Annotated in this window: 27 protein-coding genes and 1 pseudogene; 10 read left to right on the forward strand and 18 right to left on the reverse strand. The window is 47.8% G+C overall.

Annotated elements, in window-relative coordinates:
• Positions 1–481: pseudogene (locus tag ABY802_RS04160) on the reverse strand (phosphoribosylformylglycinamidine synthase); the annotation flags it as partial.
• 81 nt (positions 482–562) lie between these two features.
• Here ABY802_RS04160 and mltF point away from each other — a divergent pair.
• Positions 563–2,071 (forward strand): membrane-bound lytic murein transglycosylase MltF, encoded by a 1,509-nt coding sequence (gene mltF / locus ABY802_RS04165; protein WP_372625751.1) that lies wholly within the window; start codon positions 563–565, stop codon positions 2,069–2,071.
• Positions 2,072–2,310: 239 nt separating this feature from the next.
• On the opposite strand, the gene tadA is transcribed toward mltF, so the two are convergent.
• A complete protein-coding gene (tadA, locus tag ABY802_RS04170) occupies positions 2,311–2,838 on the reverse strand; it encodes a tRNA adenosine(34) deaminase TadA (protein ID WP_372625752.1) in 528 nt (175 codons plus the stop codon).
• Positions 2,839–3,029: 191 nt separating this feature from the next.
• Between tadA and ABY802_RS04175 the strand changes: the two genes are divergently transcribed.
• Together ABY802_RS04175 and ABY802_RS04180 are read left to right on the forward strand one after the other, a co-directional pair.
• Complete coding sequence (locus ABY802_RS04175; RefSeq protein ID WP_372625753.1) at positions 3,030–3,242, forward strand: hypothetical protein; 213 nt, start codon at positions 3,030–3,032, stop codon at positions 3,240–3,242.
• 223 nt (positions 3,243–3,465) lie between these two features.
• Positions 3,466–3,687 (forward strand): hypothetical protein, encoded by a 222-nt coding sequence (locus ABY802_RS04180; RefSeq protein ID WP_372625754.1) that lies wholly within the window; start codon positions 3,466–3,468, stop codon positions 3,685–3,687.
• Positions 3,688–3,772: 85 nt separating this feature from the next.
• Here the strand turns inward: ABY802_RS04180 and ABY802_RS04185 are convergent, their stop codons facing one another.
• Together ABY802_RS04185 and ABY802_RS04190 are read right to left on the reverse strand one after the other, a co-directional pair.
• Positions 3,773–4,732 carry a hypothetical protein gene (locus ABY802_RS04185; protein ID WP_372625755.1) on the reverse strand — a complete coding sequence of 320 codons (960 nt, stop codon included), beginning with the start codon at positions 4,730–4,732 and terminating at the stop codon, positions 3,773–3,775.
• The gene (locus ABY802_RS04190) at positions 4,732–5,100 is read right to left on the reverse strand and encodes a PadR family transcriptional regulator (RefSeq protein ID WP_372625756.1); all 369 of its coding nucleotides are present in this window, start codon (positions 5,098–5,100) and stop codon (positions 4,732–4,734) included. Before ABY802_RS04190 ends, ABY802_RS04185 begins: the two co-directional genes overlap by 1 nt.
• 238 nt (positions 5,101–5,338) lie before the next feature.
• Between ABY802_RS04190 and ABY802_RS04195 the strand changes: the two genes are divergently transcribed.
• Both ABY802_RS04195 and ABY802_RS04200 read left to right on the forward strand, forming a co-directional pair.
• The gene (locus ABY802_RS04195) at positions 5,339–5,752 is read left to right on the forward strand and encodes a YccF domain-containing protein (protein ID WP_372625757.1); all 414 of its coding nucleotides are present in this window, start codon (positions 5,339–5,341) and stop codon (positions 5,750–5,752) included.
• Between the two features lie 55 nt (positions 5,753–5,807).
• A complete protein-coding gene (locus tag ABY802_RS04200; protein WP_372625758.1) occupies positions 5,808–6,146 on the forward strand; it encodes an MGMT family protein in 339 nt (112 codons plus the stop codon).
• On the opposite strand, the gene ABY802_RS04205 is transcribed toward ABY802_RS04200, so the two are convergent.
• Positions 6,130–8,856: a choice-of-anchor B family protein gene (locus tag ABY802_RS04205; protein WP_372625759.1), complete on the reverse strand. Its 2,727-nt coding sequence runs from the start codon at positions 8,854–8,856 to the stop codon at positions 6,130–6,132. The genes ABY802_RS04200 and ABY802_RS04205 overlap by 17 nt on opposite strands.
• Before the next feature lie 118 nt (positions 8,857–8,974).
• On the opposite strand from ABY802_RS04205, the gene ABY802_RS04210 reads away from it, so the two are divergent.
• Complete coding sequence (locus tag ABY802_RS04210; protein ID WP_372625760.1) at positions 8,975–9,733, forward strand: MbnP family copper-binding protein; 759 nt, start codon at positions 8,975–8,977, stop codon at positions 9,731–9,733.
• Positions 9,709–10,899, forward strand: a complete 1,191-nt coding sequence (locus tag ABY802_RS04215; RefSeq protein ID WP_372625761.1) for an MbnH family di-heme enzyme — start codon at positions 9,709–9,711, stop codon at positions 10,897–10,899. The genes ABY802_RS04210 and ABY802_RS04215 overlap by 25 nt, the downstream gene beginning before the upstream one ends.
• Before the next feature lie 150 nt (positions 10,900–11,049).
• Here ABY802_RS04215 and ABY802_RS04220 read toward each other — a convergent pair whose 3' ends face one another.
• Together ABY802_RS04220 and ABY802_RS04225 are read right to left on the reverse strand one after the other, a co-directional pair.
• Positions 11,050–11,616 carry a BON domain-containing protein gene (locus ABY802_RS04220; RefSeq protein ID WP_372625762.1) on the reverse strand — a complete coding sequence of 189 codons (567 nt, stop codon included), beginning with the start codon at positions 11,614–11,616 and terminating at the stop codon, positions 11,050–11,052.
• 160 nt (positions 11,617–11,776) lie between these two features.
• A complete protein-coding gene (locus ABY802_RS04225) occupies positions 11,777–12,235 on the reverse strand; it encodes a hypothetical protein (protein ID WP_372625763.1) in 459 nt (152 codons plus the stop codon).
• A gap of 193 nt (positions 12,236–12,428) precedes the next feature.
• Between ABY802_RS04225 and ABY802_RS04230 the strand changes: the two genes are divergently transcribed.
• The gene (locus ABY802_RS04230) at positions 12,429–13,775 is read left to right on the forward strand and encodes a sigma-54 interaction domain-containing protein (RefSeq protein ID WP_372625764.1); all 1,347 of its coding nucleotides are present in this window, start codon (positions 12,429–12,431) and stop codon (positions 13,773–13,775) included.
• Between the two features lie 68 nt (positions 13,776–13,843).
• Here ABY802_RS04230 and ABY802_RS04235 read toward each other — a convergent pair whose 3' ends face one another.
• The 10 genes from ABY802_RS04235 to xerD all read right to left on the reverse strand — a co-directional run bounded on the left by ABY802_RS04235 (position 13,844) and on the right by xerD (position 22,937).
• On the reverse strand, positions 13,844–14,020 hold the full coding sequence (locus ABY802_RS04235) for a DUF1328 family protein (protein WP_290613279.1): 177 nt from the start codon (positions 14,018–14,020) through the stop codon (positions 13,844–13,846).
• A 192-nt stretch (positions 14,021–14,212) separates the two neighbouring features.
• The gene (locus ABY802_RS04240) at positions 14,213–15,298 is read right to left on the reverse strand and encodes an AI-2E family transporter (RefSeq protein ID WP_372625765.1); all 1,086 of its coding nucleotides are present in this window, start codon (positions 15,296–15,298) and stop codon (positions 14,213–14,215) included.
• A gap of 31 nt (positions 15,299–15,329) precedes the next feature.
• Positions 15,330–15,581, reverse strand: a complete 252-nt coding sequence (locus ABY802_RS04245) for a hypothetical protein (RefSeq protein ID WP_372625766.1) — start codon at positions 15,579–15,581, stop codon at positions 15,330–15,332.
• The gene (locus ABY802_RS04250) at positions 15,559–16,029 is read right to left on the reverse strand and encodes a hypothetical protein (RefSeq protein WP_372625767.1); all 471 of its coding nucleotides are present in this window, start codon (positions 16,027–16,029) and stop codon (positions 15,559–15,561) included. The genes ABY802_RS04245 and ABY802_RS04250 overlap by 23 nt, the downstream gene beginning before the upstream one ends.
• A gap of 2 nt (positions 16,030–16,031) precedes the next feature.
• Positions 16,032–16,361, reverse strand: coding sequence for a DUF883 domain-containing protein (locus ABY802_RS04255; RefSeq protein WP_372625768.1), 330 nt, complete (start codon positions 16,359–16,361; stop codon positions 16,032–16,034).
• A gap of 281 nt (positions 16,362–16,642) precedes the next feature.
• Entirely contained in the window at positions 16,643–18,163 is a 1,521-nt protein-coding gene (gene lysS / locus ABY802_RS04260) for a lysine--tRNA ligase (RefSeq protein ID WP_372625769.1), read from the reverse strand.
• 39 nt (positions 18,164–18,202) lie between these two features.
• A protein-coding gene (prfB, locus tag ABY802_RS04265) for a peptide chain release factor 2 (RefSeq protein WP_290613291.1) occupies positions 18,203–19,301 on the reverse strand; the annotation gives its coding sequence in 2 pieces (ribosomal slippage) (positions 18,203–19,225 and positions 19,227–19,301; 1,098 coding nt in all).
• Positions 19,302–19,418: 117 nt separating this feature from the next.
• The gene (gene recJ, locus ABY802_RS04270) at positions 19,419–21,149 is read right to left on the reverse strand and encodes a single-stranded-DNA-specific exonuclease RecJ (RefSeq protein ID WP_372625770.1); all 1,731 of its coding nucleotides are present in this window, start codon (positions 21,147–21,149) and stop codon (positions 19,419–19,421) included.
• A 106-nt stretch (positions 21,150–21,255) separates the two neighbouring features.
• Positions 21,256–21,990 (reverse strand): bifunctional protein-disulfide isomerase/oxidoreductase DsbC, encoded by a 735-nt coding sequence (gene dsbC, locus ABY802_RS04275; protein ID WP_372625771.1) that lies wholly within the window; start codon positions 21,988–21,990, stop codon positions 21,256–21,258.
• A 29-nt stretch (positions 21,991–22,019) separates the two neighbouring features.
• Positions 22,020–22,937, reverse strand: a complete 918-nt coding sequence (xerD, locus tag ABY802_RS04280) for a site-specific tyrosine recombinase XerD (protein WP_372625772.1) — start codon at positions 22,935–22,937, stop codon at positions 22,020–22,022.
• A 216-nt stretch (positions 22,938–23,153) separates the two neighbouring features.
• Between xerD and fldB the strand changes: the two genes are divergently transcribed.
• Entirely contained in the window at positions 23,154–23,672 is a 519-nt protein-coding gene (fldB, locus tag ABY802_RS04285) for a flavodoxin FldB (protein WP_372625773.1), read from the forward strand.
• Between the two features lie 34 nt (positions 23,673–23,706).
• Here the strand turns inward: fldB and ABY802_RS04290 are convergent, their stop codons facing one another.
• Positions 23,707–24,420, reverse strand: coding sequence for a tRNA1(Val) (adenine(37)-N6)-methyltransferase (locus tag ABY802_RS04290; RefSeq protein ID WP_372625774.1), 714 nt, complete (start codon positions 24,418–24,420; stop codon positions 23,707–23,709).
• 76 nt (positions 24,421–24,496) lie between these two features.
• Here ABY802_RS04290 and srmB point away from each other — a divergent pair, with 76 nt between their 5' ends.
• On the forward strand, positions 24,497–25,720 hold the full coding sequence (gene srmB, locus ABY802_RS04295) for an ATP-dependent RNA helicase SrmB (RefSeq protein WP_372625775.1): 1,224 nt from the start codon (positions 24,497–24,499) through the stop codon (positions 25,718–25,720).
• Positions 25,721–25,823: the final 103 nt, after the last annotated feature.

The raw sequence follows: 25,823 nt of genomic DNA on the forward strand, positions 1-25,823 counted from the left end.
CAGAACTTAATTCTGCCGGTGCAGCATGCGCAAACAAGGCAGCTGCCTGAGCAAACTCGCTAAACACCACCTCCATCATCCGGTCATGCAACAAACCGCTAACCACGTTTAATTCGCTGGCAGTTAGGGTACGTTCACCCTCAATATAATAAGCGATACCACGTTCCAACCGCTTAATTTTGCCGAGACCACAATTATGGGCAATATCACTGGCCTTAGACGACCAGGGGGAAATGGTGCCAGGACGCGGCGTTACTAACAGTAACTGGCCAACCGGGTCGTGGCTGGCGATAGCCGGACCGTAAGTAAGCAGTTTATCCAGGGTGCTTTGCTCGTCATTGCTAAGAGCAGCGCTGTTTTGAGCAAAGTGCATATACTCGGCATAAATTGTGGTTACCGGCATTGTGCGTTCAGCACATTGTTCAAGTAACTTGGCAATTCGAAATTCGGACAGTGCAGGTGCACCACGCAGGATAAACATAGGCTAGGTTTCCGTTGGTTGAGCGTCGATGGAAGCTGATTTAAGCGCGCTATTATAAAGAAATTTGACGCTAAGTGGTATGTGAAAAAACTGACTGTTAAGCTTAAGTTTGATATAACTGTCGCCAGAGTAGTAAATATCAGGTTTGGCATGCAACTAAAGGTGTTGTTCTGGCTGGCCATTTGTCTGTTAGGCGCCTGTACGCCCGTAGCAGAACAAACATCTCAGCTTGACACTATTTATCAACGCGACAGTCTGCGGGTTGGCTTATTGCACGGCCCAACCAGTTATTTCATCGGTGTTGACGGTCCCGCTGGTTTTGAGTACGAGCTGGCTCAGACTCTGGCACAACGCCTGGACGTTGAACTGCAACTATTTCCCAGCTACCACTTAGACGAACTGTTACAAAAACTGGATACCGGCCAGGTAGATTTTATTGCCGGCGGACTAACACTAACCTCTCAGCGACTCAGCCGCTATCGGGCCGCGCCTGCCTATCGATGGATCAACGAACTGCTGGTATTTCGACAAGGCGATGAATGGCCGCGCTCGCTTGATGATATTACTGAGCCTATTGTAGTTATTCAGGACAGCAGCCATGCCCAGACTCTTGACCGACTGAGCATTGATCATCCCAATTTGCGCTGGCAAGAACAAAAGGATCTCGACGCTGACGATGTGTTGCAGTTAGTGGTAAATGGCGACATCCCCTATACCCTGACCGACTCGAATCAATTAGCCATAAACCGGCGTTTTTATCCCAATTTAAGTATTGGTTTTACCGTAAGCGAAAATTTACCGGTGGCGTGGTTACTCGCTGCTAATAATGACGATTCCCTGCTGACCGTGTTAATTGAATTCTTTGGTAATATTTATCAGAGCGGCGAGCTAATCACTCTTGAAGACCGTTATTTTGGCCATGTCAGTCAGTTCGACTATGTTGACACCCTGCAATATATTGATGCCATCAACCACACCTTACCTGATTACAAAGACTTGTTTATCCAATACGCAGGCGAGTTGGATTGGCGATTGCTGGCAGCCCTTGCTTATCAGGAGTCGCATTGGGATCCCAAAGCCCGCAGCCCTACCGGAGTGCGCGGTCTGATGATGCTGACCCTGCCCACCGCAAAACAAATGGGCGTTAGCAGCAGGTTGGAGCCTGAGCAAAGTATCCGGGGTGGCAGCCGCTATTTGCACCGACTGGTTAGCCGGATCCCGGAACGTATCGCCATGCCAGATCGGCTGTGGTTCGCCCTGGCCTCTTATAATATTGGTTGGGGTCACGTTGAGGATGCCCGTATCCTTACTCAGCGTCAGGGAGCAGACCCTGATACCTGGCTGGAGGTTAAACAACGGTTACCCTTACTACGACAAAAAGCAGTTTACCAGCATACCCGTTTTGGCTATGCCAGGGGCGATGAAGCCGTCACCTATGTCGAAAATATTCGTCGTTACTACGACACATTAATTTGGACTGACGAAAAGCAGCAAGCTGAACAACGGTTGGAGCAGCAGCGCTTAAAGCTTACCGAGCAATTTTCCCCGGGAACCGCCGCAGCAGCGCCAAAATCCGATATAAAACAGTAAAAAAAACTCTTTTATCTGCCGGCTCTTGTTGTTAGCAAGTAGCGGCACTATAGTAACGCCATATTAACGTTGCCCTGGCAACGTCAGCAACAGATGTAGGTTATTTATGCTTGCTCGCAAGAAACCGGCGTTAAAGCGCCGTAAAGTCAGCGCCTTTGCCATTAGCTCCAGTCGGCGCCGGGTAAAACGAAACACCGATTTAGTTAAATTGCACCGCAGAAGACGCAATTATCAGACCATCATGCAGGACCATCCGGGACTTCAGGAACCGTCCCTGCCAGAGCATGGTTGATATCTGCCTGTTTTGCTGACTTTTTTTCCTGACGACGTCGCTGAAAAAAAGCAGACAGCGTGGTAGCGCATCGTTCAGCCAGCACGCCAGCCGTGACTTCCATTTGGTGATTTAACTGCGGGTGTTGAACCAAATTCATGATAGAGCCAGCAGCACCGGTTTTGTAATCACTGGCACCAAATACCAGCCGTGCCAGCCTGCTATGCACCAGCAACCCTGCACACATACTGCAAGGTTCCAGGGTTACATATAACACGCAGTCCGTTAACCGGTAATTCTGTAACACTATCCCAGCCTGGCGAACTGCCAGCATTTCAGCATGGGCTGACGGATCATTCAAACTGATCATCTGGTTATAGCCCTCAGCAATCAGCTGGCCATTTTTGACAATGACCGCGCCAACCGGCACTTCACCGGCCTGCTCTGCTTTACCGGCCAGTTGTAACGCTTTGTCCATCCAGAATTGATCGGTCATAAACTCTTACAATTAATTTCATTACCTTCGATAAGTTTACCACTACTATCTGGTGATATTGACTAAACTTTTAGTTTTTATACTATAACCAGATTAACAGAAAGAATTTAATTTATTGATTTATATACTAATTAAAATGCTGGCATCCGCTTTGCTGTTCATTACATACTTAAAAAAGAAGGGAGAACATCATGGGACCATTTGAAGTTGGCGCAATCGCGATTATCGGCGGTTTGGCTTACGCAGCTTACGAAGTGTATATGAAAAACAACACGAAAGCCGGTAAAGGAGAATTAGAGACGCTGCGTGCTGAAATGCAACAACTCAAAGAGCGTGTAGGTACCTTGGAAAGCATTGTTACCGACAAATCATATCAGTTAAAAGATCAAATCAATAAGTTATAACTGAGCACATTTTTAACCGATTACTGCTGTCGCTTCGCTGGCAGCTTTTTGCTTTTAGGGGGTTACAGAATTCACTACTAATTGGTCAAAACCACTAGCTTACAGCTAGTACAGTTTATAACTAACCAACGAAAAAACTTATAATTCACTGTTAAATATAGTTTTTAAATTTTGGCATAGCTTTTGAAGTACTGTAGTTATACCAACATAAGGAACTATGCTCATGAACAAAACTTTCATTATTATTATTGCTGTCGCACTGGGTATTTACTGCTTGCCTACCATTCTGGCTATTATCGGTTCAGTATTTGGCATTTTAGTTGGTCTGGTAGCCGCAGTGTTTGCTATCGGTATTACAGCGATTGTTACCCTGGCCCCCTTACTGCTGTTTATCTGGCTAGTATGGTGGCTGATTCGTGACAATCGTAAAACACAGCAGTATTAAATAAACTCAGCAGATTATCAGTAGTAAATAAAAAGCCCTGCCACGACAGTTATGGCAGGGCTTTTTATTGCAGTAATACCCCCCCTTATTTTCCCGATAATCGGTATATCCGCAGCAGATCCCGCACCACTTCATAGCCCGGAATTAATGCCAAACTCAGCAGGAACAATTTTGTGGTCCGCTCCAGCCAGTTTGGATCAATTTGTTTAGGCCAGTTATCAAAATCGAACTGCAATAATGGTCCGCTAAATGCCAGCGTTAAAAACATCAACATAAAGGCGACATTAACAAACACATTTAACGCTAATGATTGCCGGCTCCAGAGACGACGGTGTAATTGCCATAAACTGCTTAGCACGCCAAGCAAAATGATCGGGCTAAACCACATCAGTAAATGCAATGCATACGCACTAAAAACTGAGCCATTGGCATCTGCTGCGCCAAACTGCTGTCGCCACAGCGGCAACCAGATTATCATCAGTAAAAAAACATAGCTGGCTAAATCGGTAAAAATATCGCTAAGGCTAATATGCTGCCAATCAGCACCGAGCATTGGCAACTGTTGGGGTTGCCACTGGCTATAGGTTTTACTACCCCCTGCTAACTTATCTGCAGGCATTAGCGCAAAAGCCAGGGTAACAGCGGTAAAACCAAAGATCGCATCTTCAAGGAAACCCGACGCCAGCCCCATAACAAATCGGAACAGACCAACATCAGCGCCGGTTAACCAGGCTTTGGTCATAAAAACTATCTGTAATACAAACAATACGCCCAACACCATATACATTGTATGCTTATAGAGCGGCATCAGCCGCGACGGAATTAAAGGTTCTGTTGGATAAAACTGACGGGCAACCTGGGTTGGATGTCCCATATTTTTCAGCACATCTGCAACTTGCTGCTCGGCAAGTGCATTGCCACTTTGCTCAGCCAGCGCATCCAGCTGATCCATAATATTGGCCTGCAATTCCCGGCCAATTTCCTGCCGTTTTGGCTCAGGTAGTTCGCGTTGAACGGCAGTGATATATCGTTTAACTAAATCCATCAGCTTTTCTCCTCTTCCTGCTTACTATGCATGGTTTGCTCTGGCTGCAACAGCGGCCCCAAGGCAGTGTTTAAAGTGGTCCATTCTCCGGTAAGTTGTTGCAGCAGTTCAGCACCCAGTTCAGATAACTGATAGTAGCGCCGTTCCCGCCCCTCTCCCTGTTGCCACTCACTATCGAGCAAGCCCTGATCGGCTAGGCGCCGCACCAGCGGGTATAAGGTCCCTTCGTCTATATCAATGCCGTTATCCTGCAACTGCCGTCGTAGCGAGTAACCGTAGTGGCGCTGACGTAACGATGCCAGCACCGCCAGAACCAGCACCCCCCGTCGCAATTCCAAGCGCATTTTATCTAGTTGAGCCGTTGTCATAAACCATCCATTTTTACCTGCCCGCCCTATACTGTGCAGCGCATACTGTACATCACACAGCAAATACTAGGCGGCACACAGTAAAAATGCAAGTAATAGATAGTCAGTTTTGCTAAATTTTAGTTTTCTCAAAAATAAGAACAGCACCAAAAACACTTAAACTATTGTTTATAATAAATAAAAATATTGGCTCATTTCCTGCGTGTAACATATAAAATTAAAGTGATAAGGACTAAAAATGAGTGTGTTCAGACTGATATTTAATATACTGTGGTTTATTTTAGGCGGCTTTGTGATGGGGCTACTGTGGTGGCTGGTAGGTTTGTTATGCTTTATCAGTGTTATTGGTATTCCGTTTGGCCGTAGTTGTTTTGTGATTGGTGAAATGGCGTTCTGGCCATTTGGTCAGGATGCGGTGAACCGGCGCTATGTTAACCGTTATGATGACATTGGCACCGGTACCTTAGGGCTGCTCGGCAATGTTGTCTGGTTTTTGCTATTCGGGTTCTGGCTGGCATTGGGCCATTTAGGCCATGCCATAGTATGCTTTATTACGATTATCGGCATTCCGTTTGGCATTCAGCATTTAAAGTTGGCAATACTAAGCCTGGCACCGATTGGTAAAACCGTGGTAGCACGCAGCGCAATTTAGTTCGCACTGTTTTACCTGGCGCTGCTATCGAAAATAGATAAGAGAGGAGCAATGTTTGGCGGCAGATAACTACCAAAGGATCTGGCGAACCGTATTATTAATTCCCGCCGGAAAAGTGGCCAGTTATGGTCAGATTGCTGATTTAGCCGGCCTGCCGGGTCGGGCCAGATTGGTAGGTAAAGCACTGGGGTATGCCCCGCAAGCGCTGGCTGTGCCATGGTACCGGGTATTGCGCAGCGACCGCAGCCTGGCATTTGCAACAGGCACCGCCAACGCACTGGAACAGCGCCAATTACTGTTGGCTGAGGGCGTGATACTGCGCAATAACCGGGTTGACAAAACAGCAATCTGGCAACCTGATCTGGCCGAGCTATTGTTTAAGTTACAATATTAGTCGGCATATATTGATGCTTTACCCGACGGCGAAGTAGCCATAGCCCCACCAACAACAGACTAAGTTGCATGCTGCCCCCGGACGATTCTGACGCAGGCGGTGGCGGTGGGCTGGCCACCACCGTTAAGGTTATGCTGGCGCTGGTGGCAGCACCTCGGGCATCAGTCGCCGTGACAGTCAACACCAGCTGACTGTTGCTGGCCGGGGCCACAAAACTTACCGCACTGCTGCTGGCGTTTTGCAGACTGAGGGCAGGCCCGCTGTCCTGCTGCCACTGATAACTTATGTTATCGCCCTCGGCGTCGGTCGCCACAGCGGTTAATGTTACGCTCTGACCAGCATTAACCTGACGATTTTCGCCGATACTGACGCTGGGGGCCGTGTTCGAATCATTGTCCATAATTGTCAGAGTAAGTGCGGTAATCTCACCTAACTCACTGCCAGCGATGCCCGATAGCCTTAGTATGGCGGTTTCATCCTGCTCCAACAGCTCATCATCAATAATTTGCAACACAATTTGCCGTTCGCTGCTCTCGCCATCTTCCCAGCTTAGTTCACCACTGGCGGCTGTGATATCTTCACCGACAGTCGCAGTGCCACTTTCTAATAGATAACCTACACTGATGGCTCCATCACTGCCACCAAGCCGGCGTACGGTAATGCTCACAGTGGCATTGGCCTCTACCACCGATGTTGCCGACTCAACCAGACTGACTACGCCAGCGCGCGGTGGGTCTTCGCCAAAACGCAGTCGCAGATAAGACGGGCTGGTCAGGCTGGCCCCGTTTGCTGGATCAAATAACCGGACAAACAGCTCCCGTTCGGCGTTAAGGCCACGATCGAGTGTCGTGATACTGATCGTTTTACTACTGCTGTCATTTTCCGGCCAGTTGAGACGGCCACGGGTATTCTGATAATCCTGTTCCGGCTCCGCCCGGCCAGCCAGAATTTCGTAGCCAACACTTGTTGCAGTGCTACCGCCTGTTCGTGCTACCAGCAGCTGCGCTACCTCGCCAGGGCTTACCCGCAGCTCGCTCTGACTGAATGATAATGCTCCTGCCTGCGGCTTAACCGTGTTATCCCTGAATACATAAAGACCACTATTGATATCGCTACCAATAATCAGCCCCGAAGGCAGGTACGGATACACCCCCCACATGCCATTAAACGCCGCGCTGTCTGACGCCGGAAAGGTATCAAAAAAACCAGCCTGCATCGGCGCTGCCGGATCGGTTATATCAAGGATAGTTAAACCGCGTTGATAGTTTGACATATAGTAACGATTACCCCGAACAAAGCCATTATGATCAATCGCTCTGGTAGGGCCGCTATAGGTGGTTGCTAAGCTTGGTGCAGTTAAATCACTAAGCTCAAAAACCCGCAATGTGGTATTTAAACCGTGGTTTACCTCATCTAGTTCATCATGCACAAATAAATATTGCTGATTTTCAGTCCACCAGCCGGAATGCACGTAGCTGGCAAGGCTGTAAGTAAAGTCGGCCAGCGTCAGGTTACTGGCACCGCTTATGTCCCATAGCTTGATATTCTGTTCGTTAAAATCAAATAACACCTGACACTCTGACCGGTCACACTGATTACTGGCACGCGGGTCAGTTACCAGCATAGAGGCAACATCATGGCTGTAGTCGCTGCGACTGGCACCGCTTTGCAGCCAGTTAGCGCTTAACTGTAACGGATTTGCCAGGCTGTAACTGGTCACTGCGCCGCCCTGTTCGGGCTGACCGGCAATATGCAGCGCGGGAACCTGACCGGTTAACGCTGTATTAGTGGTGTAATCAACGTTACTGATATACAAATTATGCGCTGAGTTGACCGAACGGTCAGTCGCAGCCAGCCGCACACTGCCGGGCAAGTCATTTAAATCAATTATCTGAATACCGTTATTGGCTTCCGACGATACATAAGCGTAGGCTTGCCAACGGCTGAGGTTATCATCAAAAAACTGCAACACTTTAATATCGCGCCAGCTGGTATTGCTTCCATTAATCGTTCCCACTACTTCCGGGTTAGCCGGATCAGCCAGACTGATTACGGCTGTACCATTATTTAAACCGATTAAAGCAAACTCAATACCAGTATTAAGATCGGTATGACCCCAAATATCATTGGCCGAACCGGCTGTCGTACTCAAATCAGCCAGCGCCAGATGAGCAACCAAATCAATTTTATCGCAGCTGTATACACCCGCCTTTCCTGCTACGCAGGTAGCACCTTGCTGGCCTTGCTGCAGCGCACCATGGGCGGCAAGTTGCTGGCTTAGTTCGGTACCAAAGCGGCCGGGGCCGTCATTAATAATCTGAAAACCGCGCTGGTAAAGCCGATCGATAAATACATCCGGCACACCGGTTAACACTGTTTTATTCAGCTGCGGCGCCTGCTGCAAAAAATGATCAAACCTGTTGTAGCCACCTAATACCGGCACTATTTCACTAAGAAGTAATACTGCATCATCAACACTATTAAGCTGGTAATGACCTGCAGCCACCAGCACTTTATCACCTTTACCTGCCTGGCTCAGGGCGTAGCCGATGCTACGACAAGGCCGCAACACATTGTCACAGCGTCCGGTGTCTTGCCCGCTCTGCGCCACGAACCGGGCTTTGTCATGCTCCGCATGCCCCAGTACCGATGGGCTGAACCAACTAAGGATAATGAGGCTTAAGAGTGACCAACAGTAAGTCGTTTTCATAGCGGTGCCTGTGTCTATTTATCGCAGGGGCCTTACCGGCATTTGCCTGTATCGCCAGTCGATTTTTAAATAGGTTTAGCGTATTGTTAACCGTAGTTTTTTTAAATACAACCTAATTATGAATATTGCGCGCACCGCCTTTTTGAGTCTTACGCTTGCTGTTGCTAGCAGTCTTTTACTTGCCTGCAACCCAAAAGAACAGAATAAAGCATTAAATGTTATAGAGATAACCCCGGCATGGCAGCAAAAACCAATGGCTTGTAATGACGCGATTACGATACAAAACCAACAGTGGCAATTGCAATATCTGCGCTTTTATCTTAGCGATTTTAAACTTAATCAGCAGCCCAAGTTGTTAACAACCACATCATGGCAGCAACCAGGCTTGGCGTTACTTGGCACCGATTGTCATGGCAACGATAACTGGCAGCTCACTTTTGCTGAACCACTGGCACCAGGTCAACTGAGTTTTACCCTTGGTCTGCCTTTTGTGGTCAACCATCAGAACCCCCTGAAGGCAAGCTCACCGCTGAATTTCAGCGAAATGTTCTGGAGCTGGCAACTGGGTTACAAGTTTTTACGGCTGGATATGCAAAGCTCCCACTTTGGCTGGGCGTTTCATTTGGGCTCTACCGGCTGTCAGTCCGCCAGCGTTCTTCGCCCGCCTGCACTGCCCTGCCGTGCCGCTAACACCTTTGCAGTAACCCTGGATTATCAACCGAACCAGAAGCTGCAGTTCAACCTGGCGGCATTGCTGTCTGAAATTGTCCTGAGCCCTCAGAGCAGCTGCATGTCCGACAGTCTGCAAACTGACTGTCAGCAGCTATTTGATAATTTAACCATGGCAGGCCCATGGCAGTTGAGCCCGGCACCATGAACCCATTCGCACCTCGCAAGCCACTCCCGCTACCTTTGTTTTTCACGATCTTGCTGCTGATGCTTGGCAGTTGTAGCAAGCCAACTACAACAGATCCAGCCTGGCAATGGCAACTGCCAGAGGGTATGCCTTTGCCGGTGGTACCAGCCGAAAACCCAATGAGCCAGGCAAAAGTAGAATTGGGTCGCTACTTATTTTATGACAAACAGCTATCCGCTAATGGCAAGCAAAGTTGCGCCAGTTGTCACCAGCAGCAATTTGCTTTTGCAGAGCCAACCGACCGCTCGGTCGGCAGTACCGGCCAGCAACATCGACGTAATGCATTAGCGTTGGTAAATGTGGCGTATAACAATAGGCTGACCTGGGCTCACGATGGCCTGACGGACATTGAACAACAGCTGCTTATTCCGCTATTTAGTGAGACCCCGGTGGAACTGGGACTAACCGGTGCTGAGCCGCAACTGATGCAACGACTTAAGAAGCCACCCTACCCGCAGTTATTTCAGCAGGCGTTTAACAGTGAGCAGCCTGATATGCAGCAGGTTGTATTTGCCCTGGCCAGTTTTGTTCGCAGTTTACTGTCGTTCCAGTCTGAGTTTGACCGCTATGCTTATCAGAATGAAGATGAGGCATTAAGCCCATTACAAATTGAGGGGATGAACCTGTTTTTTTCTGAACGGCTGGAGTGTCATCATTGCCATGGTGGCTTTAATTTCACCCAGGCAACCAGCCATAGTCAGCAGTTATTAGACTTGCGACCATTTCATAACACCGGGTTATATTATGCAGCACGGCCCGGCCAGGCTGAAGCAGGCTACCCGCAACACGATCGCGGCCTGGCAGAGCTTACCATGAACAGCACAGACGATGGGCGGTTCAGGGCACCGACCCTGCGTAACATTGCGCTGACCGCCCCGTATATGCATGATGGCAGCCTGACAACCCTCGAGCAGGTCTTGGATTTTTATCAGGCTGGCGGCAGAACGATAACAGCAGGGCGCTATGCGGGTGATGGTCGGCACCATCCGGCGAAAAGTCAGTTTGTCCGGGGGTTTCAGCTTACCGACAGCGAACGGGAGGCAGTCCTGGCTTTTTTAAACAGCCTTACCGACCCACAATTTATAGCCAACCCCGAGCATAGTAACCCGTGGTTAGCACACCCATGAGCACATATTTTACATCGGAGAGTCGTATCCTATATTAAACCTGGTTCGACAATAACTGACCGGTACACCAGCAAAAAAAACCGGCCTAAGGCGGCCGGTATTATTATTCCTGGGTTATCAATATTGGTGTGCGCTCAGTAAGCAACCACGTTAGTAGCCTTTCTTTGCTACTCTTAATTGATTATCAACACCCTTAACATCTTTGGTCTTCTTGGCAATAGCTTCAGCCAAGTCCTTTTCGGCATCAGAATCGACTTCACCTTTCAGCATTACCATGCCATTTTTAACATCAACGTCTATTGCTGTGCCACTCGTTTCCGACTCAAACAGCAAGCGGGTTTTTACTACGGTCGCCACTTTCGCATCGGTTAAACCACTCACATCTTCATCGTGATCTTTTTTATTCCGCATCTTACTGTCTTTAACAACGACTAATTTGTTGTCAACCGACGTTACCCCATCCAGATTCTCAATAAGTTCGGCGGCAAGCGCTTTATCCACTTCCCTATCGACTTTACCTGTTAAAGTGACCTTACCATTTTTCACATCGGTATTAATGTTAAATGAGTTCAGGTTACCGTTCAGTAGTAAGGTAGTTTCAGCTTTGCCATCTATCCAGGCATCCTTTGAACTGTCTTTCCAGTCGTTGGCAGTTGCTGCTAGAGAAGTACTGGCCAGGGCCACGGTCATCATTACTGCTAAAGTTGTACGTTTCATATAGTCACTCCTTCGTTGTGAGACGCTAGTAACTTTGCCAGTTTGATGCCAATATTTTCACTAAATACAAGTTGTTGATCTACAAATAAATGTTAAATACCGTTCATTTAGTGTTAATTTTTTGATTGTATTTTTAACCGAGCACCCGGTAAATAATTCACTATTTTATTTTCAATAGTAGCGGGCAGAGCTGATCGGTAACAATTTGCAAGCCCGCCGTTAAATTAGCCACTGCCTTGGCATTGCTTGGTTCGGTCAAGCCCCGGTTCAACCGTTTAAATGTGCCTAATTGCCAGCGAAGTTGTTGCGGCAGCTCTGCCAGCCATCTCTGTTCGTCGCGCTCATGTTCTGCTTCTGCGCTGTAGTCCTTGTACCACTGACAAATCGCATTTATATCTTGATCAGTTGCAACCTTGGTATTTTCAGCAGCAGTAAAAGATGCTGCTTGCTGATGCAATAATTCCAACTCAATAAAATAACGTCGAATATTATTATCGGCTATTAATGGCGCGGTTCGCTGATAGAACAATCTTGCCTGTTCACTTACTGCCAACACCAGACTTAAAATTGCCTGATCGCCTGCACAATGATTTGCTGCTTTTAAATCGTATGCCAACACAATGCCGTCTCCTCAAACTACTTACTTCCACTAATTCATATTCAATTCATATACCAATATTAAGGTTCTGATTCCTATCAATAAAAAAAATAGATGATTAGCTGGACAGCAGATTTCAGTAAATTTTACTGATGGCCATTGTTAAATTTACATTGCTGGATTAGAGTGATGGAATATTTTAGGGAGTGACGCCATGAGCAAACCACGATTATTTATTCATTTGCGTGACCCGGAGCTCACTGAAAAATTACTGCAATCGCCTGCCGTCAGACAATTTATTATCATAAAAAGCAGCGACAGTTCAGCCTGGTCTGAACAGCTTCAGCAGCAGCAATGTGATCTTGCCCTTATCGAGTCCGATGAGAATGACAACGACGATTATAGTCGACTGCTGGCCAGCAAAAAGCTCACTGAAATCGATTTCATTTTTATTAGCAGCGGTAAGCCCATTGAATTGCTGGACCGATTAATGCAACGTGGAGCAGGGTATCATTTCCGGGCACCTTTGGATTTCGGTTCGGTAATCGATACTTTGCAGGATTTTTATCAGCAACTAAGTACAGAGCGCAAAAACATTAAGGCAACCTCCAGTGAACTTGATCAATTCGGAATGTTGGTAGGTTCCTCCAAGCCAATGCTAAAACTGTACCGGACTATCCGAAAGGTGGCCGTTACTGAAGCTAACGTGCTGATAATAGGCGAAAGTGGTGCCGGTAAAGAGTTGGTTGCCAATACCCTGCATCTGGCTAGTTTACGTGCCGACAAGCCCTTTGTAGCCATCAATTGTGGTGCACTTAGCCCAGAGTTGATAGACAGTGAATTATTCGGTCATATTAAAGGCGCATTTACCGGTGCTCATCGTGATCATCAAGGCGTGTTTTCTCAGGCTGAAGGCGGGACTTTGTTTCTGGATGAAATTACCGAAATGCCGCTTGAACAACAGGTAAAATTACTCAGGGTACTGGAAAACGGAGAATACCGGCCGGTCGGCAGCGATAAAACGTCTACCGCCAATGTGCGGATTGCCGCAGCAACCAACCGCGACCCGCTCCAGGCTATTGCCGAAGATATGCTGCGGGAAGATTTATATTTCCGATTGGCCCAGTTTCCAATAACAGTACCGCCGCTTCGCGACAGAGCGGACGATGTTATTGGTCTGGCCCAACATTTTCTGGCCTATCGCAATGTGCAGGAGCAGCAGAGTAAGCAATTTTCTGCCGAGGCACATAGCTTAATTGCTCATCATTGCTGGCCTGGCAATGTTCGGGAGTTAAAACATGCCGTGGAGCGTGCCTATATTCTGGCGGGTACTATTATAGAACCAGAACACTTATTACTGGATGAACCCAAAAGCGAGGCAGACGAAAAGATTGTTGTCGACGCGATACCCACCGGGGTACGTTTAGATGAGTTAGAGAAAGCAGCAATATTGCGTACCCTGGCTAAAAATGGTGGTAATAAAACAGATACTGCGCAACAGCTGGGTGTTAGTGTTAAGACCTTGTATAACAAGCTGGAAAAATATCAACTGGAACGCTGACCTACCAAATATGAAAAAAGCCACTGCAAACTCGCAGTGGCTTTGTCATATTCCACAGTGCCTTACCACTAGACTTTAGGCGCTTTGCCTCGTATAGCACCTGATATCAGTGCGATAACCAACAGCACAATAAAAATAAAGAAAATGATTTTCGCTATCCCGGCAGCAGCTCCGGCAATACCGCCAAAACCCAGTACACCCGCAATCAACGCGATAACTAAAAAGGTTAATGCCCATCCTAACATTTTTGCTCCTTAGTGCTTGGTTTGCACTTAGTGTGAATACTTCGCTATTCACTATGCGAATGGCATGCCAACAATGGGAAAAATTAAGTACTTGATTCATAAAACTTAAAACAAGCAACATTACATGAATGTAATATGAAAAGTAAAAAATCAGCAATTATTACTTACGCCAGAGTAACTTTTTCCTGACAATTACTCTTTACTTATTGAATCGCTGTCAGCACTGAGTAATATGCGCCAGTAAGGAAATAGCTCAAAATGAGAAGCAATTATCTTCAGGCAAACTAATAAAGGTATAGCAATTAATACCCCTACAGCCCCCCACATCCAGCCCCAGATGAACATCCAGATCACAACCAGTAAGGGATTCATATTAAATCGTTTACCCAGGGCCATAGGCGTAACCAGTTGCGACTCAATGATGTTTAGCATCAAAAATGTTGCTGGGACCATCAGTGCCTGCCCCGTTACATCAAACTCAACAAATCCAACGGCAGCCAGCAAAACAGTTAAGATAAAAGGCCCAAGATACGGTGCAAAATTTAACACGGTTGCCAGAACCCCCCATAACAGCGGATCCGCTACGCCCAAAATACTCATCACTAAAAACGTAGCAACACCGAGCATAATGTTGATAGCGGAAATCACCAATACATAACGGCTTATGTCGTGCTCTATGGTCTGATACATTTTTACCAGATTTTTCTTTTCGTTCAAAGTCGACGCGCCCCGTACAATATTACGAAGCAAAGTGCCGCCAAACACTAGAAATAAATAGGTAAGAATAATGATTGTTGCCAGCTGAAACAGCATCATTGCAGTGGTTTGAGCAAGCATGGAAAGCAAAGGAACGAAACCCGCCCCTATTGCGGAATCAATCGGGTTTTTCTCTTCTTCATTTTCAGATAGCACTGAGGTTTTGAAAGAATCAAGCGATCCTGCCATATCATCAACCTGCAGCGCCAGTTTGCTGCTCAAAAGTGGTAATCTGTCCATCCAGGCAGCAGCTGGACTGTATAGCAGACTGACACCATATCCGACAGCGCAGACAATGACGACAAGTACGATTAACGAGGAAAAAGGTTTTGGTAATTTCAGCCGAACTAAAAACCTGACAGCCGGGCTGGCAAACAACGCTATAAAAGCGGCGACTATAATCGGCAGCAATAAACTTCGGGTAAAATAAAAGGTGTAAATTACTGCCAGCGCAGTCAGTATTTTAAGCGCGAGCTCTGCACTCAAGCGGCTACGTCTGCCGAGTGACGGCGGAGCGATCAAGATAACTCCAGATTAAAATAAGACAAAGACCCTAAGCTAATATACGTAACCATTTTAGCGCTCCAACGCCCCGCATTGTTTTTACCACTATAGTATGACGAAATTGCATCAGCATACCAGCGCTGAAACTTAATGTTAAACCCGGAGCGGATCCAAGAAATTGCTTAGTGCGCTGCCCCGCCAGCCAAAGGTAAGCATGTCTAAGCTGCTGATGTTGTTCAAAAGCTTCGTTGCATTGTTGTATTTTTAGTCTGTCTTTCTTAGTCAGCAGATCGATCAACATTATTACCTCCGGCAGTTTCAGTAGAGAATCGGAGAATACCTTTCACTTGGGCTACGGTATTACTAAATCCAATCTGCTTCAGCGAATAGCGCATATTTCGCAAACACCAATACAAAAAAGCAAGCTGGAATAAAAATAACACGCCGGCGGTTAGCGGCACCGATGAGGTGGCTTGCAATAATAAATAACCTGCAAATACCAATATGGAGCCCCACAACATGATAACTCCAGCGCCTAACGCCACCAATAATCCCGCCGCAAGCATTAAGCCACGGCGTGACAACGCCATTTCGGCACTGGCAGTTTGCCTGGTAAGCTGTGTCTGTTGCTTATATTGCTCGGCACTGAGGCTAAGCAATGAGGCTAACTCGGTAAGCTGAGCCATTACCTTTTCTGGTAATGGCTCAGCAGCCGCTTGCTGCGGCTCTGTATCCCGCGGTTCAACCATAATCAGTTGCCGCGACGCAGCAGGGCGCTAACCAACATACCTGCAGCAAAAGCAATACCTGCTGCCGCTAACGGATTCTCCTGCGCAAATTGTTTGCTTCGCTCGTATGAACCCTGCATTTGCATTTTCAGCTCTTCTTGTTTCTGGTCAATAGTCGCCTTAGAACTCGCCGCAGTGCGACGTAAAGTATCTTCAGCAGTGGCCGCTTTACCTGCCATAGCGTCTACTGCGTGATGCGCAGCTTCTGACGCGCGTTCAGTTACAGGCGAGTTAGTTAACGGACTAGCTGTAGAATTACCAGCTGCTTTACTACCAGTTTGGGTTGTTGCCATTGTAAACCTCCTGCTTATTTTAACGAAAATACAGCGCGTGTACTTACCCAGCTGTATCACTATTTATGACTAAACTACTACTGCAATACCCTCTGCAATGCCTGTGCCAAAAAGAAAAATATAAAAAACCATTTAAAATCAGCACTTTGAAAGGTGAGTCGTGACGGGTCGAACAGGGTTTTAAACCAGTATAGTGTAGAAGTTACCTGATAACAGTAAACATTACAGACCGGATAATAAAAAAGCCAGAACAATGTCTGGCTTTTCTCTTGAATAAATAATTACTTATCGTGATGCAGTCGCATATGCGGAAACAGAATAACGTCGCGGATAGAGGCAGCATCGGCCAGTAACATCACTAACCGATCGATACCGATACCCTGACCGGCCGTTGGCGGTAAGCCGTGTTCCAGTGCGGTGACAAAATCTTCATCATAAAACATTGCTTCGTCATCACCAGCATCCTTTTGAGCGACTTGCTCGCGAAAGCGCTCAGCCTGATCTTCAGCATCGTTTAACTCGCTAAAGCCATTACCCAGTTCACGGCCACCGATAAAGAATTCAAAGCGGTCGGTAATTTCCGGGTTGTGATCGTTACGCCGGGCCAGTGGTGACACCTCAGCCGGGTATTCGGTAATAAAGGTTGGGTGACGCAGTTTGGTCTCGACCAGCTCGTCAAATACTTCCATTAGAATACGGCCATGGCCATAGTTGTCTTTAACCTGAATACCCAGACTTTTCGCCAGCTCTGCTACCGCTTCACGCGTGGCTAACTGCTCTTTCGTGACCGTCGGGTTGTAGTGCAAAATAGAGTCGGTAACCGACATGCGGGCAAACGGTTTACCAAAGTCGAACACTTCACCCTGATAAGGCACTTCAGTCGACCCAAGCACATCCAGCGCTAAACCACGAAACAATTTTTCGGTTAAATCCATTAAATCGTTGTAATCCGCATAGGCCCAGTAAAACTCCAGCATGGTAAATTCCGGGTTGTGTCGGGTAGACACCCCTTCATTGCGAAAATTGCGGTTTAACTCGAACACTTTTTCAAAACCACCGACCACTAAGCGCTTTAAATACAGCTCTGGCGCAATACGCAAAAACATCTGCATATCTAGCGCATTGTGGTGTGTTTCAAAGGGTCTGGCTGACGCACCGCCAGGAATAGCCTGCAGCATCGGCGTTTCTACTTCTAAAAAGCCTTCGTCGTTAAAAAAGCGTCGAATATAAGCCACGGTTTTGCTGCGCACTAAAAAGGTTTTGCGCGACTGCTCATTAGAAATTAAATCAAGGTAGCGCTGCCGGTAGCGTGCTTCGTTATCGGTTAAGCCGTGGAACTTATCCGGTAAGGGTCGCAATGCTTTGGTTAATAAACGGATATCACTTAACCATACCGTTAACTCGCCAGTCTGAGTTTTGAAAAGGTGGCCTGTAGCGCCAACAATGTCGCCTAAATCCCACTTCTTAAATTGCTCGTTGTATACGCCTTCCGGCAGACTATCGCGGGCAACATACAATTGAATTTTACCGCCCATATCAGCGACAGTGGTAAAGCTGGCTTTGCCCATAATACGCCGGGTCATTATCCGGCCGCCCAGGCTAACAGTGATTTTCTGCGCTTCAAGCTCTTCTTTGGTTAAGTGATCGTACTTTGCAATCACTTCACTGGAGATACTGTCACGGCGAAAATCGTTCGGAAACATAAAGCCGTCAGCACGAAGACCGGCAAGCTTCTGTTTTCGCTCAGCAATCAGCTTATTAACGTCTTGAATTTCTTCTTGTGGTTGCTGCTGGTCAGACATGGTGCATTTCCTGATTGAGAGAGAAAGTTAAAATAAATATTACAGGCCGGCTTTAAGACTGGCTTCAATAAACTTGTCGAGATTACCATCGAGTACCGCCTGGGTGTTGCGGGTTTCGATACCGGTACGAAGATCCTTAATTCGTGAATCATCCAGCACGTAGGAGCGGATTTGACTACCCCAGCCGATGTCGGACTTGGTATCTTCCAGCGCCTGTTTTTCGGCATTCTGTTTTTGCAATTCAAACTCATATAGCTTGGCACGTAATTGCTTGTAGGCGTTGTCGCGGTTTTTATGCTGCGAGCGGTCGTTCTGACATTGCACCACGATATTGGTCGGTAAGTGAGTGATCCGCACCGCAGAGTCAGTCCGGTTGACGTGCTGACCACCGGCACCCGACGCCCGGTAGGTATCAATGCGTAAATCGGCCGGATTAATGTCAATTTCAATATCGTCGTCGATTTCTGGCGCCACAAACACCGAGGCAAAAGACGTATGACGGCGATTGCCTGAGTCAAATGGGCTTTTGCGGACTAAGCGATGTACACCGGTTTCTGTACGGAGCCAGCCATAAGCGTAGTCACCGGAAAACTTAATGGTACAACCTTTAATACCGGCGACATCGCCGTCAGTCACTTCATAGATTTCAGGTTTAAAGCCTTTATCATCGCCCCAACGCAAATACATCCGCATTAACATGCTGGCCCAGTCCTGGGCTTCAGTACCACCGGAGCCTGCCTGGATGTCCAGATAACAATCATTTTGATCATTTTTACCTGAGAACATCCGCCGGAACTCAAGCAACGCCAGCTGCTTTTCCAGATCGGCCAGTTCAACTTTGGCTTCTTCAAAGGTGTCTTCATCTTCGGCTTCTACTGCCAGTTCGACCAGGCCAGCCACATCTTCCAAGCCCTGATCCAGCCGGTCAATGGTCCCGACAACTTGTTCAAGTGCCGAGCGCTCTTTGCCTAATGCCTGAGCTTTCTCCGGGTTATTCCAGACAGCAGAGTCTTCCAGTTCGCGTGAAACTTCTTCTAAACGCTCTTTTCTGCCATCATAGTCAAAGATACCCCCGAAGCACATCAGTGCGCTCAGTCAGATCTTTAATGCTATTGTTTACCGGATTTACTTCAAACATGAATTGCCCTGGGTCTTAAAACGGTCGAAAAATTGTTGCGGATTATAGCAAAGATATGGCTGGCAGTGCAGCCATCTATTAACGATTTTTAATAAATGGCGGGGCAGCGCCGTTAACTCAGCTAAGTGCGGTCATATGCCGTACTATAAGTTGTAAGTTTTGCTGGTCGCGGTATTCGTTAATATCCAACTGATAAGCCAGCTGCACTTTCTTTACGTTGACATCCGGCCAGGTTTTATTATCGGCATTAAACCAGATAGCATCAATAAGTAAGCCATTCTGTCCTTGCAACATCAGTTTTAAATGCCGTTCGGCCAGCATTTTCTGACTTATTAAAACAAATTCCCCATCGAAAACCGGTTCCGGAAATGCCTGCCCCCAGGGCCCGGCATTTTGCAATAACCGGGCAAAGTTGAGATCAAAACACTCCGCTTCAAGCTCACCGTCGGTGTATATAACGGCGGTGAGTTGCTCAGCGGTTAAGTGTTTTTTTGCGGTTAAGCTAAGTGCCAACTGAAACGTTTCCAGGCGTTCGGCAGCGATGGTTAACCCTGCTGCCATCGCATGACCACCAAATTTTTTAATTAACCCCGGATACTGGCTGGCGATTTCTTCCAGTAAATCACGGATATGTAAACCGGGTATTGATCGGGCCGAACCTTTCAGTTCGCCATTATCGCCCTCAGCAAACACAATAGTCGGCCTGTGAAACTGCTCTTTAATCCGACCGGCTAAAATACCAATCACCCCCTGATGCCAGTCACTGCGGTATAAACACAAACATTCCGGCAGCGAAGTGCCGTCAAACGATAACTTACTTAAAAAGGCTTGCGCCTCTAATTGCATACTTTGCTCTATTGCCCGGCGTTCAACATTAAGCGCATCAAGCTCTGCAGCGTACTGCCTGGCTAAACCCAGCTCAGGTGCCAGCAGACAACTTATTCCCAGCGCCATATCATCCAGCCGGCCCGCCGCATTTAAGCGCGGAGCCAGTGAAAAACCAAAATCGCTGGCCGTCAGCTTCTCTGCCTTACGGTTCGCCACATCAATCAGTGCCTGAATGCCAGGCCGGCATTTACCGCTGCGAATTCGCATCAGGCCCTGATGCACTAAAATGCGGTTATTGGTATCCAGCGCTACCACATCGGCCACTGTCCCCAGCGCCACTAAATCCAGTAACTCGGCAATATTAGGTTCGGTCTGGCCGTTGTCGGTAAAGTAGTTTTGTTCACGCAAACCCGCCCGCAGGGCCATCAGTAAATAAAATGCGACCCCCACCCCGGCCAGAGCCTTACTGGGAAAGTCGCAGCCTGGTTGATTGGGATTAACAATGGCATCGGCATTCGGTAAGGTATTGCCGGCTAAGTGATGATCCGTCACTAAGACTTTTACACCCGCTTTTTTGGCCAATGCCACGCCTTCCACTGCCGAAATACCATTATCAACAGTAATAATTAATTCAGCGCCCTGCGCCACCACCAGCTCTGCCAGCTCCGGGGTCAGACCATAACCATATTCAAAGCGGTTTGGCACCATATATTCCAGATATTTAAAGCCAAAGGCTTTTAAGCCTGCCATCAATACAGCAGTACTGGTGGCACCGTCAGCATCAAAATCACCTACAATGACAATATGTTGCTGATGTTGCAATGCGGTAATGAGTAGCTGAACTGCCGGTCCTATCCCCTTCAGTGCACTGAACGGCAACAAACCGGCAGCACCCCGTTCCAGTTCATTGCTATGGTTGATGCCGCGATTCTGGTACAACCGACGAAGCACCGGGTGCAGGTGCTCCGCGATAATCTGGTTGGTCACCGGCTCACGCCGGCTGATTTGTTTTAACTGCAAAGCTGCTACCTGTTTTGTGTCACTTTTGTTGTCATAAATAATGTTGTCATAGTTAAGTTTTGCCGCTGAATTTCACCCGGCTCTACACCACGGCACCCACCTGGGGTTACATTGCTTCAAGCTGTTTTAACAGACCCGCAGCAGGCTGATAACCAGGAATTATCCGACCGCTTGCCAGCACTAAAGCCGGGGTACCATTGATGCCAAAAGACTGGCCCAGCTCATAATGCTGTTTCACTGGGTTTTCACACATGGCCGGCGGATTACGCTTACCATCTTTGGCTAAATCCATGGCTTTTTGTTGATTACGCGAACACCACAGATGTTGCATTTCTAATGCCGTTTTGCTGTTTAAGCCGCCTCTGGGGAAGGCCAGATAACGGACAGTTATGCCGAGCTTATTGTAGTCGTTCATTTCGTTGTGCAGTTTTTGGCAGTAGCCACAGGTTGGGTCAGTAAAGGCGTAAACCACATGCTGCTCATTCTCTGCTTTGTATTCAATGTAGCTGTCTGCCAATGCTGGCAATTGCTTATTGACATAACTGCGCATCTGCACATCGTTTACCAGCTCAGATTGCTGTAAATCAAACACATTACCCTCGATAAAAAAACGGCCATCGCTACTGGTAAAAAACAAGCCTCGCTGGGTAAATACTTGCAATAAACCCGGCATCGGGCTGTTGGCAACCGCATTTACCTTCAAGCCAAGCGGCGCAAGACTGTTGGAGATCTCACTTAGCTCTGGCGCGTCACTTTTCTGTTGCGCCAGCGCACCAGCACTTAAACTCACACTTAAACTAAACACACCCAGAGTAAGGGCACCTGATAACCAGTTTTTCATAAACCTTCCTAATTAATGTAACAGAACCCCTAGCCACGCGGGTGATGTAGCTGATGCAGCTGCTGCAAACGAGCCTGAGCGACATGGGTATATATTTGGGTTGTGGATAAATCACTATGCCCCAGTAGCATTTGTACGACTCGCAAATCGGCACCGTGGTTCAACAAATGGGTAGCAAAAGCATGGCGCAGGGTATGCGGTGACAACTCTGCCTGAATACCCGCCACTTTGGCATAAAACTTAATGCGGTGCCAGAATGTTTGGCGGGTCATCTGGCTGCCACGGCTGCTGGTAAACACTAAATTACTGTCACCTTTCACTAAATCAGTACGGGCATGCTGCAAATATCGGCTAAGCCAATCCTGAGCTTCTTCACCCATCGGCACTAACCGCTCTTTACTGCCCTTGCCAAGCACCCGTAGCACCCCCTGATTAATACTCACCTGCTGCAAGGTCAGACTTATTAATTCGGTTACCCGTAAGCCGCACGCATACAGCAGTTCCAGCATAGCTTTATCGCGAAACTGAATAAGGTCATTGCAGTCAGGGGCTTGCAGCAGCGCATCGACATCTTGCTCGGATAAGGTTTTCGGCAAACTACGTCCAATTTTAGGATTAACCAGTTCTGTTACCGGATTAACCGCGCAGCGTCCGGCTTTATGATAATACCGGTAAAACCGCCGTAAGCTGCTGAGCATTCTGGAGCCACTACGTGGACTCAGTTGTTGCTGATAACGCACCGCCAGAAACTGATTAATCAGCTGGCTGTCTGCACTTAAAAAGTGTTGTTGCTGCGTTGCCAGGTAACGGCCAAACAAGGTCAAATCACTGCCATAGGCACTTAACGTATGGGGGCTGACATCTTTCTCTAACCAGAGCTGATCCAGAAACTGCTGGATCAATGCCTGCTCGGCAGGGGCAAGAGCTGATGATTGTTCCGGGTTCATGTTTTATTGCCTGAGTGGCGCTACTACTGCATGTTGCGGCCTATATTAGCCGATCACACTCGTTGGGCATAGCCCTGGTGTTATTCCGATGTAAAGGTCGCTTAGCCCAACTGCATCAGGTTGTCCGCGCTATCATTACCTCTGCTACGCGTCTGATGTGGGCTCTGCTAAGAGCTTCTGCTACAATGCGCCGCAGAACTTGCAGGCGGAATTTCGATGAAGATAGGCTTATTTTACGGCTCAACCACATGCTATACCGAAATGGTGGCGGAAAAAATCCAGGCACTGATCGGCGCCGATGTGGTCGATTTGCATAATATTAAAACGGTGCCACTGAGCAGAATGGCTGATTATCAGTTATTGATACTTGGCCTCTCCACCTGGGATTTTGGTGAGATCCAGGAAGACTGGGAAGCACATTGGGATGACATCAGTCACGTTAATTTAACCGGCAAAACCGTCGCTATTTATGGCATGGGTGATCAGCTGGGTTATGCAGAATGGTTTATTGACGCCGTCGGTATGCTGCATGACGCCATTGCCCCACAGCAACCCGAGCGTATTGGCTTCTGGCCCACTGCAGGCTACGATTTTATCGCCTCGAAAGCACTAACGGACGACGGCCAGTTGTTTTACGGCCTTGCACTGGACGATGAAAATCAGTATGAGCAAACCGATGAGCGCTTAAATGCCTGGGTAAGTCAGATATTAACCGAAATAGCCGAGCGTCTTTAACCGAAGGTATGCGGTAGGGAGTAACGGGGTGTTATCAGAAGTTCAGATAAAAATCCCGTAACAGATTTTGGTATTGTTCGCTGTAACCGCCGGTTTGCTCGTGAATAACCAATTGTTGCTGCGCCGGCGTACATGCGTCCCGCTGCCACTGCATCAGGCGGCGCAGGGGCGCTTTATCAGAGCGGCTTAACACCACACAGCTTGCGCTGAGAAACCAGCCCTGCTCCAGCGCTATCCGGCTGAATACCTCAGCACCAGAGTCGGGTAATATCAGCGCAAAACTTCCGCCCGGCGCTAACAACTCAGCCGCTTTGTTCAGCAAGCTTGGCAAAGGTAAAAGGCTCGTATGCCTGGCCTGATTCCGCTGCAGGTTCTGACCTTGCAGCGCATTAGTGAAAAAAGGCGGGTTAGAGACAATTAAAGCGTAACGTTCAACTGGCTGATAGGTTAGAATATCGCCTTTTAACAGTTGCAGGCGACTGGCAAAGGCGCTTTGCTGGAAATTGTGGTATGCCTGATCTGCGGCAGCGTTATCGAGCTCTATTGCATGGATACGGGCATCAGGACAGCGCTGCGCCAGCATCAGGCTGATTAAGCCACTGCCAGTGCCAATATCTAAAAAAGTGGTCGCGTTGTTATTAGTTGTTAAGCTGGCCCAGGCTCCCAGCAATAATCCGTCAGTACCGACTTTCATCGCACACTGATCATGGCCTACAAAAAATTGTTTACACTTAAAACCAGCTGACATCTTCACCTCTGGCTACAGTTTACTGAGTGCTTAGCAGGTTTGTCATCTGAATAATGCCATTCTAAGGAATACCTTTATGAGCTTTGCCGATTTTCAATTCGACGACTCTATTAACCAGGCACTGGAGCAGGCTGGGTTTACCGAGCCTACCCTTATTCAGCAACTGGCCATTCCGCCAGCATTGGATGGTCGTGATGTGCTGGCCAGTGCCCCTACCGGCACCGGAAAAACCCTGGCTTTTGTGTTGCCGGCTATTCAATACCTGTTGGATTTTCCGCGGCGCGACCCTGGCTTTTGCCGGGTACTGGTGATGACCCCTACCCGCGAATTGGCATTTCAGGTTTACCAGGAATTTAAGCAGCTGGCGCAATACACCAAACTTAACGTTGGGGTAATTACCGGCGGTATTAATTATGGCAGTCATAAAGATACGCTGGAAAAAAACAACGATATTCTGGTTGCCACACCGGGTCGTTTAACCGAGTACTTAGACGAAGAAAGTTTTCAGGCTGATGAAGTGGAAGTGCTGATCCTGGATGAGGCCGATCGGATGCTTGATATGGGCTTTATTGGTGAAATGAACCGGATAGTGCTGGAAGCCCGGCGCCGGCGCCAGACCTTTCTATTTTCTGCCACGCTGGAGGGGTTAAACCTGGAGCGTTTTGCCGAGCGGGCTCTAAAAGAGCCGGAACTGATTGAAGCTGTACCATCACGCAAAGAAAAAGCAAAAATTCTGCAGTGGTTACATCTGGCCGATGACAACGTGCATAAACTTGCATTGCTAACCCATATTCTAAAGCAAGAAGATGTCACGAAAGCTATTGTGTTTGTTAAAACCCGTGAGCGTCTGGCCAGTTTAACCGGCCAGTTGGAAAGCGCCGGCATTAAATGCTGCTGGCTCCAGGGCGAAATGCCGCAGGACAAGCGCTTGCAGGCAGTACAGCGTTTCAGCCAAGGCCAGGTTCCGGTGTTAATTGCCACCGATATTGCGGCCCGAGGTCTGGATATTGATGATATTAGTCATGTAGTTAACTACGACATGCCACGCGGTGCCGACACGTATGTGCACCGCATCGGCCGCACCGGCCGCGCCGGTAAAAAAGGCACGGCTATTTCGCTGGTAGAAGCGCATGATATGGCAATAGTCGCCAAAGTGGAGCGTTATACAGAGCAAAAATTGAAACGGCGGGTGATTGACAGTCTGCGGCCAAAACACAAAGAAGCCAAAATTGGTACGAAAAAGAAAAAGCCCGGTAAGCTGGCAGCGAAAAAACTAGCAAAGAAAACCGTCAAGAAATAACCGTTTTACAGCTTGGAATTGCAGCACACTGGCGATTTTTAACCCAGTTTGCTGCATTTATTGCCAAAGCATGCTATCAATAGCGATAAATTAGGAATAATTT

It is taken from the genome of Arsukibacterium sp. (genome assembly GCF_041616895.1).
Classification (GTDB): domain Bacteria; phylum Pseudomonadota; class Gammaproteobacteria; order Enterobacterales; family Alteromonadaceae; genus Alishewanella.

Coding starts and splice junctions, on each gene's coding strand:
- tadA (WP_372625752.1), bottom strand. CDS start 2,838: ATGACCGATCAATTCTGGATGGACAAAGCGTTACAACTGGCCGGTAAA.
- ABY802_RS04175 (WP_372625753.1), top strand. CDS start 3,030: ATGGGACCATTTGAAGTTGGCGCAATCGCGATTATCGGCGGTTTGGCT.
- ABY802_RS04180 (WP_372625754.1), top strand. CDS start 3,466: ATGAACAAAACTTTCATTATTATTATTGCTGTCGCACTGGGTATTTAC.
- ABY802_RS04185 (WP_372625755.1), bottom strand. CDS start 4,732: ATGGATTTAGTTAAACGATATATCACTGCCGTTCAACGCGAACTACCT.
- ABY802_RS04190 (WP_372625756.1), bottom strand. CDS start 5,100: ATGACAACGGCTCAACTAGATAAAATGCGCTTGGAATTGCGACGGGGG.
- ABY802_RS04195 (WP_372625757.1), top strand. CDS start 5,339: ATGAGTGTGTTCAGACTGATATTTAATATACTGTGGTTTATTTTAGGC.
- ABY802_RS04205 (WP_372625759.1), bottom strand. CDS start 8,856: ATGAAAACGACTTACTGTTGGTCACTCTTAAGCCTCATTATCCTTAGT.
- ABY802_RS04210 (WP_372625760.1), top strand. CDS start 8,975: ATGAATATTGCGCGCACCGCCTTTTTGAGTCTTACGCTTGCTGTTGCT.
- ABY802_RS04215 (WP_372625761.1), top strand. CDS start 9,709: ATGGCAGTTGAGCCCGGCACCATGAACCCATTCGCACCTCGCAAGCCA.
- ABY802_RS04220 (WP_372625762.1), bottom strand. CDS start 11,616: ATGAAACGTACAACTTTAGCAGTAATGATGACCGTGGCCCTGGCCAGT.
- ABY802_RS04230 (WP_372625764.1), top strand. CDS start 12,429: ATGAGCAAACCACGATTATTTATTCATTTGCGTGACCCGGAGCTCACT.
- ABY802_RS04235 (WP_290613279.1), bottom strand. CDS start 14,020: ATGTTAGGATGGGCATTAACCTTTTTAGTTATCGCGTTGATTGCGGGT.
- ABY802_RS04245 (WP_372625766.1), bottom strand. CDS start 15,581: ATGTTGATCGATCTGCTGACTAAGAAAGACAGACTAAAAATACAACAA.
- ABY802_RS04250 (WP_372625767.1), bottom strand. CDS start 16,029: ATGGTTGAACCGCGGGATACAGAGCCGCAGCAAGCGGCTGCTGAGCCA.
- ABY802_RS04255 (WP_372625768.1), bottom strand. CDS start 16,361: ATGGCAACAACCCAAACTGGTAGTAAAGCAGCTGGTAATTCTACAGCT.
- lysS (WP_372625769.1), bottom strand. CDS start 18,163: ATGTCTGACCAGCAGCAACCACAAGAAGAAATTCAAGACGTTAATAAG.
- dsbC (WP_372625771.1), bottom strand. CDS start 21,990: ATGAAAAACTGGTTATCAGGTGCCCTTACTCTGGGTGTGTTTAGTTTA.
- xerD (WP_372625772.1), bottom strand. CDS start 22,937: ATGAACCCGGAACAATCATCAGCTCTTGCCCCTGCCGAGCAGGCATTG.
- fldB (WP_372625773.1), top strand. CDS start 23,154: ATGAAGATAGGCTTATTTTACGGCTCAACCACATGCTATACCGAAATG.
- ABY802_RS04290 (WP_372625774.1), bottom strand. CDS start 24,420: ATGTCAGCTGGTTTTAAGTGTAAACAATTTTTTGTAGGCCATGATCAG.
- srmB (WP_372625775.1), top strand. CDS start 24,497: ATGAGCTTTGCCGATTTTCAATTCGACGACTCTATTAACCAGGCACTG.